Below are 9,431 nucleotides of genomic sequence, written 5' to 3'. Positions count from 1 at the left end.
GTTCTTAAAATTGTAGCTCCAGCCGTTACACGAGATTTTTAATTCAAAGAGCCTTGCCGCGTAAATTCTAATCTCTCTGAGCCCAAAAATTGACGCCGCTTAATACATGAATTTAAACGCGTTTTAGAATTCAAAATTTAGCCCGCCTTGTTACCATTTTCGGTCGAGCTCTATAAAATTTCGGCAAATTTTATACTTGCAAAATTTTAAACTCTATCGCCGCAAAATAGGGCAAAATTTCATCTCTGCGGCTTGCCGTCGCCGAATTTTGCGACTATCTCCTCGCTGCAGCTCTCCTTGGGCGCCCAGCCTTCGCGCTTCATCCGCGCCAGATTGTCGCACGCCTCCTGCGAGCCGCCCTCGCAAAGCTCGTCGTATATCACGAGGCTGCGGCACTGCCCGCTCGCGAAGCTCTCCAGCGCCGCGGCGTTGCCCAGACAGGCTCGCTCGCGCAGATCGCTCATCGCGTGCTCGCCTGCGCCGTCCGTTTTGCCTCTCTGCTTCCGCTCGGCGAGGGTTGCGAGCTTGCACGCATCTGCGAAAAAGCCCTGCGCTTTGAGGCGGTTTCGCACGACGCCGCGACCGCCCAGCTCGTATCTCATCGCCGCTTCGTAGCATGCGGCGGCGTCCTTTTTGCTGCATTTTGCTAAAAGCGTGCTGGTTTTTGCGCCGCTAAATTTAAACTCTTTGGCTTCGCTGCCCGCGTTTGCTAAACTAAGCGCCGCCGCCAGCGCAAGCTTTAAAACTTTCATCTCTGCTCCTTTTGATTTTGTTTATCCGCTCGCTAGCCCCGATTTACTGCTTCATCGTGCGCCGCACTCACGAAAATCGCTTTAAATTTTAAAACCGAACCTCGCTCATTCGAAGCAGAACGGGGCTGCTACGCGGTGATCGGCGCCTTTAAATGCGGATCGCACGCTCATCTAGGTGCGAGTTGTAAAATTTAAGCTTTCGTGCGGCGAAATTTGCAAGACGTCCGGTAATCTACGCGGTCTAGCCCTAAAAAGCAATTCTGCGCCGCTCAAAGAAGCGCTTTGCCTCTTCCGTACTAATTTTTCGGCAGTAGATCGAGCACCGCGCAGGCGCGCTTGTTGTGCATTTTGCACGCCCTATCTAGCGCCTGCCCCGAGAGCTCAAAGCTTTGAGGGGTGCTGATTCCTTGGAGATATTTGACCGACAGCTCGTAGCAAGCTTCGCTACTGCCGGCATCGCACTGCTCGCGAAAAAGCTCAAACGACGCCACTACGTCCTTCTCCACGCCCAAGCCCCGCCCTAGCGCATCTGCGTAGAAAAAGCACGATAGCTGATCTTTGCGCTCGCAGCCGCTTTTCAGACCGCGCACGACGCGCTCGCAGGAGCCTTCGTCGCTTTTTACGATGCAGCTTTGCAGATCCGCCCGCGAAATTCCGTCCGTTTGGATGACCGCATCGGCGCTACTTTGCGAGCCAGCACTTGCTTCGCCGCTCTTTATAAAGTGCGCGTTTTGCGTAGCAGTCTCGCCGATACTTGTTACTTTGTCTGTTTTATCCGCTCGCGCGCTCTCGCCGCAGTTTGCCGCAAGTGCGCAAAATAGCGCCAAAAATAGAAATTTTTTCATACCCGCCTCCGTTAAATTTAGCGCCATTTTAATTAAAAATGCTGAATTTAAGGAAAATGCGCCTCTGCCCTAAATTTCAGCCCTGTGTCGCAATGTGTTTGGAGTGCGAAATTTAAAGCGCGCCGCCGAAGCGATCGATCATAGGCTCTTTAGCGCCGCAAGTACGTTTTGTGCGTCCTGCTCGGGCTTAGCGATACGGCTAAAGCGCTTTACTTCCTTGCCGCCTCGAAAAATCAGCGTTTGGCGGTGGTAAAATTTCTTCCCGTCGCCGGTAGTGAAGGTTTCGAGCCCAAGCGGCGCTTCAAGCTCGAATTTTTCGTCGTTTATGAACTCAAACGAGGCGCCCGTAGCGCGCTTAAACTCGCTCGTGCCCGCCTCGCCCATGCTGCCTACGGCGATAAGCTCGAAGCCGAGGGCTTTTATCTGCGCAAACGCGCTCTCGTAGGCCTTGCACTGAAGCGTGCAGCCCGTAAGCCCCGCCGCGTCGCGCAACTCTGCGGGCAAAAATTTGCCGCTGTCGCCCATTTTCGGGTAGGTAAAAACTACGCAATTTTTCGGTAAATTTATCATCTCTCGCCTTTTGATCGAAATAGGTCGCAAAAATAGCATAAAAAATCTTAAACCCGCTTAACGGATGAAATTTTGCAGCTTCTTGGTATCATTGACGAGCTGCGTTTGAATGAAGGATTTTTTGGCGGCGCAAGCGAGAGCGGCGAGCCCGCAGGTAAAATTTCACCACCAAACAAACGGGAGCTAAAAATATTGCGAGACAAAAATCTCAGCGAGCATACGCGGAAATTCCTGCTGAATATGGAGAGCTTTTACGACGGATACGACGTCGAACCCTATACCTGCGAAGTCGCCGTATCGCCCAAAATTTTAAAATTTTTCGAAGCAAAGAAGTTTTTTCGCTCGCAAAAGATCGGGGGGAAATTTAAAAACGGCTGGAGCCGCGTAAGCTACGAGATCAGCAGTGACGATATGATTTTGATGCTCGCGCAAAGATTTTTTCTGCATTTCATGATCCTCTCTCCGCACACCGCCCGCAAAAAATTCGACGCTCAAATCCGCGAGTATTTGCAAAATGAGAAGTTAGAATTTGAGTAAAATTTAAACGCATTTTTATGTAGCGGTAGGCTGGTTTCAAATGGAATTAAATTTAATATGATAAATTCCATATATACTGAACTGGCGTAAGATTTTATCTTAAATCAAAGGAGGCGCACCGCGATGCAGAAGAATAACGTTGATATAAATGGCATAAATATAGTCTATTATAGTGCGGGCAATGCGAGCGAGAGCATTTTCTTGCTGCACGGAGGCGGGGTTGATTCTGCAATGCTTTCGTGGAAAGAGATCATACCACTACTTAGCGACGAATATCGCGTCATAGTGCCCGATTTACCGGGATACGGCGATAGTGATAAGATAAAGGGCGAGTACTCTTTAAAATTTTATACGGAAATCTTAAAAGCCTTTATTGAGAAATTAAGCGATGGACCTATAGTTTTGGTTGGTATTTCGCTAGGCGGCGGTATTAGTATAAATTTGAGCTTGAACTATCCTGAGTTAATAAAAATTCTAGTGCCACTCGATGCATGGGGATTATTTAAAAAGCTACCACGTCATAGGCTTTTGTACTGGTTCGTGCATTCAAGGCTAAATGATAATTTAAACGCTTTGGTTTGCAAATTTCCATCTATAATCAAATTCTCGCTTAGATATAATCTTTTCGGTGATAAGTCCAAGATTAGCAATGAATTGGTTTGCGAAATAATCGAAGCGATGAAAAAACCGGACGCCGACAGGGCTTTTATTTCGTTTCAGCGAAGCGAGATAAAAAAGGAAGGAGTTGCAACCGATCTGTTCTCGCGACTTAATGAGATTAAAATCCCAGTATTATTGGTCCACGGATCTTTGGACAAATTAATACCGCTAGAAGGAGCCGTCCGGGCGAGCAAAATAATACCTAATTGCGAAATTTATATAATGCAAGGCTGTAAACACTGGCCCGCAAAAGAAAGACCGCAGGAATTCGCTGCTGTTTTAAAATCGTATATAAAGAGGCACAATGGTCGCTTGCACTTTAGAACTTAACGCCCATTAATTCCGCGCGGCACCGCAGAATTTTACCTAGGAATTCTCACTCGTTGTTTCCCGCAATCGTTTCGATTAGTTTGCGCTTGTTGCGGCGGTTGTAAAGCACCGACGAAAGGAGCGATAGCGCGATGAATAATATCCCCACGGTGCCGGTTATGATCTCGCTTACTTCAAATTTCAGCTTGGCAAACATTATAAACGCCAAACATGCGATAGCGTAGTGCGCGCCGTGCTCCAGATACGCGAAGTGCGACAGCGTGCCGCGAGCGATGAGATACAGCGTGATGGAGCGCACGAACATCGCGCCGGCGCCGAGACCTAGCATGATGATGAAGATATTATCGCTTAGCGCAAACGCGCCGATCACGCCGTCGAAGCTAAAGCTCGCGTCTAGGGTTTCTAAATACAAAAAGCCCGCAAGGCCGTTTTTTACGCCGTCCGTGCCGAAAAGGCGGTCGAAGCAGGAGATGAGCAGATAGAGCAGGATCGCGCCGAAATACGCCGCACCAAGCGTCGCTGAGTCCGTTTTAGTAAGTAGCACGAGCCCCGCGGCTAGAGCGATCAGCGTGGGCGCGTTTGGAATGCGCTTTAAAAATCGCACGAGCCCGTTGTTTTCGATTATGCCCAGCCAGTGTAGCTCGCGCTGCGCATCGAAGAAAAAATCGCAAAAGACCATCAGTAAAAATGCGCCGCCGAAGACGTAAATTTGCGCTTCGTTCTCGCTTAAAATTTCATGGTAGCGGTGCGGCTGCTTAAGCGCCAGCACGAGGGTTTCCCAAAGACCCAGATGCGCGCTTGCGGCGACGATTAGCACGGGGAATAAAAATCTCATGCCAAAAACTGCGATCGGAATACCCCAGAGGATAAATCTGCTCTGCCACACCGGCGCCATATCTTTTAGCACCTTGGCATTGACTACGGCGTTGTCGAAGCTAAGGCTGATTTCGAGTGCGCACAAAAGCGCACAGATATAAGCGGCACCCGCGCCGCCGATATAAAACGCGATAGCAAGCGCAATTAGGCTTACTACAAAAGAGGAGTAAAAATATTTCATCATCGTCCTAGCCGATTTTTTGCGCGATTTTAGCAAAATTTAGCCCTAAATTCTATATAATTGCAAAAATTCCAAAAAAGGCAAAAGATGCTTACCAATCCCGTATTTATCAGTATCTGTGTGATGTGCGCGCTGTGCTTGCTGAGGTGCAACGTAATGCTCGCGATCCTAATCGGCACGATATGCGCCGTGCTCTCAAGCAAGATCCCGCTGGGCGATGCCATAAATTTATTCATAAACGGCAACCCCGAAAACGCCGGCAGCCTCGGCATGGGCGGAAATTTAGAAACCGCGCTTTCGTATCTACTGCTAGGCGTCATCGCAAGCGCGATCTCAAAGACCAACCTAACGGCGATTTTGGTGCGCGCGGTGGCAAATTTAATCAGCGACAAAAAATACGTCTTTATCTTCTCGATCGCCTTTTTTGCGTGCTTCTCACAAAATTTAATCCCCGTGCATATCGCCTTTATCCCGATTTTGATCCCACCGTTAGTCAAGATCATGAACTCGCTAAAGATCGACCGCCGCGCCGTAGCGTGCGCGCTGACGTTCGGCTTGCAGACGCCGTATATGGCGCTGCCGCTGGGATTTGGACTTATCTTTATGGGGCTAATCGAAAAAAATATGAACGCAAACGGCATCGCGGTAAGCCTAAGCGATATATCGAGCGTGATGTGGCTAAGCGCCGTGCCGATGCTCGCGGGCCTCATCCTAGCCGTGATCTACTACCGCAAGCCGAGGGAGTATGCCGAAACCAAACAGAGCCTGGACGCACATTTTAGCGAGCTTAAGATGGGTATGCGCGAATGGGGCGCTCTAGCGGGCATCGCGGTGTGCTTCGCGGTGCAAATTTGGATTAAATCGCTTCCGTTTGCCGCGCTTAGCGGAATTTTAGTAATGCTTGCGAGCAAAGGCATCGAGTGGAAGAAGCTCGATAGCGTATTTGACGAGGGCGTGCATATGATGGGCTATATCGCGTTTTTGATGCTGATCGCCGCAGGATACGGCACGATCTTAAAAGAAACCGGCGGCGTGAACGAGCTGGTGCACGTAGCGAGCACTTTAAGCGGCGGCAAGCTAGGCGGCGCGCTGCTGATGATCGGCATCGGGCTACTCGTGACGATGGGTATCGGCTCGAGCTTCGGCACGATCCCTATCATCGCTACGATATACTGCCCGCTAGCCGCGCAGCTGGGCTTTAGCACGGCGGCGACGATCTTTATCATCGGCGTGGCTGCGGGTATCGGCGATGCGGGCTCGCCTGCGAGCGATAGTACGCTCGGGCCTACCGTGGGGCTGAATATCGACGGCGAGCATAGCCATATGTGGGATACCTGCGTGCCGACCTTTATTTTCTTTAATATCCCGCTAATCATATTTGGCATAATCTTTTCGATGATGTTATAGATTGCGGAATTTGCGCGGGTTTTCGCGGTCGAAATTTTAGAATTTTAGAATTTCGTCCGCGCGGCGCTGCTCGTAAATTTTGTAAATTTACGAATGCGGCCATTTTTAAATTTAGCTGCGCGGCTTTACTTTTAAATTTGCTCGCGCGATTTTGCCAAAATTTATTTGCGTCGCTCGCACGATCGGCTTAAATTTAACCGCTCGCGGCACGTTGATGAAAATCATTGCTAAAATTTGAAATTTCGCATAAAATGGGCGAAATTTCATAGCAAGGAGCGGTGGTGGAGCAAATTTATCCTTACGTGCAGATCTTCCATCTCATCTGCGCCATTATCTTTTTGGGCTACATATTTTTCGACGTCGTGATTTTTATGCGGCTTAAAGGCACGCTGGGCGCGGATTTTGAGCGTGTTAAAAAAGCGATCGGCTCGCGCGCGATTAAGATTATGCCGGTTTGCCTTTTTACGCTGATAATCACTGGTGGAATTATGATGAGCCGCTGGGTCGGAAGCGCTAACGGCGGGTATTTCGGCACGCCGCTTCAAAAAATCTTTATGCTAAAAGTCACGCTCGCGCTCATCATCGCCGTGTGTGTAGCGATAAATTTAAGTTGTCGTGCAATGGGAAGGCCCGCGCCTGAGTTTTTACGAGCAAATATCCACAAGATCGCGCTTACTTTCGGCTTCATCATCGTGCTTTGCGCTAAGCTTATGTTTGTAGTATGATTTATAGCGCAAAATTTAGCGCTGGCAGCACGCTTTTATCGCGAAATTCTGTAGCGTGGCACAGATTTAATTTTGCTTGCTTTTAAAATACGACGCTTGCTAAAAATTTTAAAATTCCAATTTATCGAGCGGGCATAGGGATTTAAGAATTTTAAATTCCGCCGCGTCTGCACCAAAGCACGAAATTTTAAAATTTCACTCCTTTCTTGTGCTGTTTTGTCAAACGCAATCTGCAAAATTTAATCTCATAAAATTTTAAAATTTCATCGCAAGCTTTAAAGTGCTCGTAAAATTTCTCGCCCAATCCTACGCTGAAAATTTTGTAAAATTCTGTGGCTTTAAAATTTTGCAAAATTTTAAAAATTTTAAATTCTATCGCTAGGATGCGGATGAAAACTCTAAAAAAAGCTCGCGTGGAATCGAAGCAAACAATGAAAAAGCGAATTTATTTAGCGACTTTACTTACTATTTAATAATCATTAAAGATATAAAAAGCTAAAATTGCTTTTCGCCTGCGGGCGAATTTAATGTCTGCTTGCCATTCGGGCGGGATTTTGAGGTTTTCCGTAGCCGTGGCAATGGTTTTGAAATTATTTATGAGAAAGGAAAAAGGATGAAGAAATTTCTCTTAAGTCTGCTTGTCGCAGCTTTAGCTAGTAGTGCGCTTTGCGCCAGATCGCTCTCCGAGATCAAAAGTAGCGGAGTGCTTAGAATAGGCGTTTATGACGCACAGCCGCCGTTTAGCAAAATAGAAGACGGCGTGCATCAGGGCTTTGAGGTCGATATGGCAAACGCCATCGCTAAAGATATGCTTCCATCAGGCGGAAAAGTGGAGTTTACCTCCGTGCTTGCAAATCAGCGTATAAAATTTTTACAAGAAGATAAGGTGGATGCGGTTATCGCAACTCTTACCGTAACTCCGGAGCGCGAGAAGCAGATCGATTTTACGACCCCGTATTTTAGCGTCAATATGGGCATTTTAACCCGCATCGAAGATAAGATTAAATCCTTAAACGATTTGCAAGATAAAACTATTTTAGTTCTTAGCGGCGGTACTGCAGAAACATACTTTGAAAAGCAAGGCTATAATATCGCTAGATGCGATAACGCAAACGCTTGCTACAAGGCGCTAAAAGCTGGACAGGGCGACGGGTATGCCGATGATAACCTAGTCGTGCTGGCTTATCCGGTATTAGATAAAAAGGTTGAAGTAAATATCAAAAATTTAGGCACTTCGGATTTCTTAGCCATCGGCGTGAAAAAGGGCAATTCGGAGCTTTTGGATTTTCTAAACGGCGAGCTAATCAAGCTAAGCAAAGAGGGCTTTTTCAAAAATTCGTTCGATAATTTCATCGAGCCTTACTACAAAGGAACTGCAGAGAAAAAGTATTTCTTGCTGGACGATCTTTATAGCTTGCTATAATTTTTAAAAAGGGGGACGCTATGAAAAAGATAATCTTGGCGTTGATGCTGGCTGCGTGTTCGCTTTTTGGCAACACTTTGACTCAAATCAAAGAAAAAGGGGTTATTCGAATCGGTATAGATGGCTCGTCTCCGCCGTTTAGCGTCGCTAAAGCCGGCGAATATAGCGGCTTTGAAATACTCTTAATCGAAGGGCTTGTTAAAGAAATTTTCGGTGATAAAGGCAGCAAGATACAATATGTCGTAACGGTAGGCGATGATCGTATAAAAGCGGTACAGGATAACAGAGTTGATTTAGATATCGCGCTAATCTCGGTTACGAAAGAGCGCGAGAAGCTGGTAGATTTCTCCGATCCATACTTTAGCGTAAATATCGGCGTGCTAACTCGTAGCGACGATAATATCAGAAAGGTCTCCGATCTAAACGGAAAGACTATACTAGCGCAGCCCGGCACTACTGTGTTTGATTACTTTACGAAACAGGGCTATAACGTAGTACCGTGTGCGAGCGCGAATGAATGCTTTAATGACCTAAAATCGGGCAAGGGCGACGGATACGGCGATGATAATCTACTTGTATTTGCTTATGCCGTAGTCGATTACAAGGTTGAGGTAAATATCAAGAATTTAGGCTCGACGGACTTCCTGGCCATTGCGGTGCAAAAGGGCAATACTGAGCTACTTAACGCGGTAAATGCAGGACTAATTGAGCTAAGTAAAAAGGGCTTTTTTACGAAAATTTTTGATGAGAGCATTGAGCCTTTTTATAAAGGCACCATTGATAAAAAGTATTTCTTGCTGGACGATCTTTACAGCTTGTTTTAATTTAAAGTGGCGATGGATGGAATTCTATTCGCCGGCAAAATTTTAGTAAAATTTAAAGGAATTTTATGAAAAAGATTATATTTGCGTTGTTAATCGCTTCATGTTCGTTATTTGCTAACTCTTTAGCGCAGATCAAAGAAAAAGGGCTCATTCGTATCGGAATAGACGGCTCACTGCCGCCGCTTAGCGTCTCCGAGGACGGCAAATACAGCGGTTTTGAAATTTCGCTTATTGAAGAGCTCGTGAAAGAAATTTTCGGCGATAAGGGCGGCAAAATCGAATATGTTGTAACTCTAGGCAA

11 protein-coding genes and 1 pseudogene are annotated in these 9,431 nt (G+C 46.9%); 7 read left to right on the top strand and 5 right to left on the bottom strand.

Annotation, left to right across the window (positions count from 1 at the left end; genetic code table 11):
- Positions 1–239: 239 nt before the first annotated feature.
- From Q0614_RS07905 to Q0614_RS07895, 3 genes are all read right to left on the bottom strand, one after another.
- The gene (locus Q0614_RS07905; RefSeq protein ID WP_298787845.1) at positions 240–752 is read right to left on the bottom strand and encodes a hypothetical protein; all 513 of its coding nucleotides are present in this window, start codon (positions 750–752) and stop codon (positions 240–242) included.
- Between the two features lie 296 nt (positions 753–1,048).
- A complete protein-coding gene (locus tag Q0614_RS07900; RefSeq protein WP_298787843.1) occupies positions 1,049–1,597 on the bottom strand; it encodes a sel1 repeat family protein in 549 nt (182 codons plus the stop codon).
- Between the two features lie 138 nt (positions 1,598–1,735).
- Positions 1,736–2,167 carry a redoxin gene (locus Q0614_RS07895; RefSeq protein WP_298787841.1) on the bottom strand — a complete coding sequence of 144 codons (432 nt, stop codon included), beginning with the start codon at positions 2,165–2,167 and terminating at the stop codon, positions 1,736–1,738.
- A gap of 72 nt (positions 2,168–2,239) precedes the next feature.
- Here Q0614_RS07895 and Q0614_RS07890 point away from each other — a divergent pair, with 72 nt between their 5' ends.
- Positions 2,240–2,704, top strand: coding sequence for a WYL domain-containing protein (locus tag Q0614_RS07890; RefSeq protein WP_298787839.1), 465 nt, complete (start codon positions 2,240–2,242; stop codon positions 2,702–2,704).
- Positions 2,705–2,827: 123 nt separating this feature from the next.
- Positions 2,828–3,694 (top strand): alpha/beta hydrolase, encoded by an 867-nt coding sequence (locus Q0614_RS07885; RefSeq protein WP_297948077.1) that lies wholly within the window; start codon positions 2,828–2,830, stop codon positions 3,692–3,694.
- 46 nt (positions 3,695–3,740) lie between these two features.
- On the opposite strand, the gene Q0614_RS07880 is transcribed toward Q0614_RS07885, so the two are convergent.
- Positions 3,741–4,751 (bottom strand): DUF475 domain-containing protein, encoded by a 1,011-nt coding sequence (locus tag Q0614_RS07880; protein WP_298787837.1) that lies wholly within the window; start codon positions 4,749–4,751, stop codon positions 3,741–3,743.
- Between the two features lie 87 nt (positions 4,752–4,838).
- On the opposite strand from Q0614_RS07880, the gene Q0614_RS07875 reads away from it, so the two are divergent.
- Positions 4,839–6,158, top strand: coding sequence for a Na+/H+ antiporter NhaC family protein (locus tag Q0614_RS07875; protein ID WP_298787835.1), 1,320 nt, complete (start codon positions 4,839–4,841; stop codon positions 6,156–6,158).
- A gap of 111 nt (positions 6,159–6,269) precedes the next feature.
- On the opposite strand, the gene Q0614_RS07870 is transcribed toward Q0614_RS07875, so the two are convergent.
- On the bottom strand, positions 6,270–6,425 hold the full coding sequence (locus tag Q0614_RS07870; protein WP_298787833.1) for a hypothetical protein: 156 nt from the start codon (positions 6,423–6,425) through the stop codon (positions 6,270–6,272).
- Positions 6,426–6,439: 14 nt separating this feature from the next.
- Here Q0614_RS07870 and Q0614_RS07865 point away from each other — a divergent pair, with 14 nt between their 5' ends.
- The 4 genes and pseudogenes from Q0614_RS07865 to Q0614_RS07850 all read left to right on the top strand — a co-directional run.
- Positions 6,440–6,883: a copper resistance protein CopD gene (locus tag Q0614_RS07865; RefSeq protein ID WP_298787831.1), complete on the top strand. Its 444-nt coding sequence runs from the start codon at positions 6,440–6,442 to the stop codon at positions 6,881–6,883.
- Positions 6,884–7,496: 613 nt separating this feature from the next.
- On the top strand, positions 7,497–8,306 hold the full coding sequence (locus Q0614_RS07860; RefSeq protein ID WP_298787829.1) for a transporter substrate-binding domain-containing protein: 810 nt from the start codon (positions 7,497–7,499) through the stop codon (positions 8,304–8,306).
- Positions 8,307–8,326: 20 nt separating this feature from the next.
- Complete coding sequence (locus tag Q0614_RS07855) at positions 8,327–9,130, top strand: transporter substrate-binding domain-containing protein (protein WP_298787827.1); 804 nt, start codon at positions 8,327–8,329, stop codon at positions 9,128–9,130.
- A gap of 65 nt (positions 9,131–9,195) precedes the next feature.
- Positions 9,196–9,431 (top strand): annotated as a pseudogene (locus tag Q0614_RS07850) (amino acid ABC transporter substrate-binding protein); the annotation flags it as partial.

The organism is uncultured Campylobacter sp., from assembly GCF_937997595.1.
Taxonomy (GTDB): domain Bacteria; phylum Campylobacterota; class Campylobacteria; order Campylobacterales; family Campylobacteraceae; genus Campylobacter_B.
Note: the sequence above shows the minus strand (reverse complement) of the source record. Positions and strands in the feature narration are given on the sequence as shown.

What these genes read in the sequence shown, in the direction of transcription:
- Q0614_RS07875 (WP_298787835.1), top strand. Translation starts at nt 4,839, where the DNA reads ATGCTTACCAATCCCGTATTTATCAGTATCTGTGTGATGTGCGCGCTG.
- Q0614_RS07885 (WP_297948077.1), top strand. Translation starts at nt 2,828, where the DNA reads ATGCAGAAGAATAACGTTGATATAAATGGCATAAATATAGTCTATTAT.
- Q0614_RS07870 (WP_298787833.1), bottom strand. Translation starts at nt 6,425, where the DNA reads ATGAAATTTCGCCCATTTTATGCGAAATTTCAAATTTTAGCAATGATT.
- Q0614_RS07860 (WP_298787829.1), top strand. Translation starts at nt 7,497, where the DNA reads ATGAAGAAATTTCTCTTAAGTCTGCTTGTCGCAGCTTTAGCTAGTAGT.
- Q0614_RS07855 (WP_298787827.1), top strand. Translation starts at nt 8,327, where the DNA reads ATGAAAAAGATAATCTTGGCGTTGATGCTGGCTGCGTGTTCGCTTTTT.
- Q0614_RS07900 (WP_298787843.1), bottom strand. Translation starts at nt 1,597, where the DNA reads ATGAAAAAATTTCTATTTTTGGCGCTATTTTGCGCACTTGCGGCAAAC.
- Q0614_RS07905 (WP_298787845.1), bottom strand. Translation starts at nt 752, where the DNA reads ATGAAAGTTTTAAAGCTTGCGCTGGCGGCGGCGCTTAGTTTAGCAAAC.
- Q0614_RS07895 (WP_298787841.1), bottom strand. Translation starts at nt 2,167, where the DNA reads ATGATAAATTTACCGAAAAATTGCGTAGTTTTTACCTACCCGAAAATG.
- Q0614_RS07880 (WP_298787837.1), bottom strand. Translation starts at nt 4,751, where the DNA reads ATGAAATATTTTTACTCCTCTTTTGTAGTAAGCCTAATTGCGCTTGCT.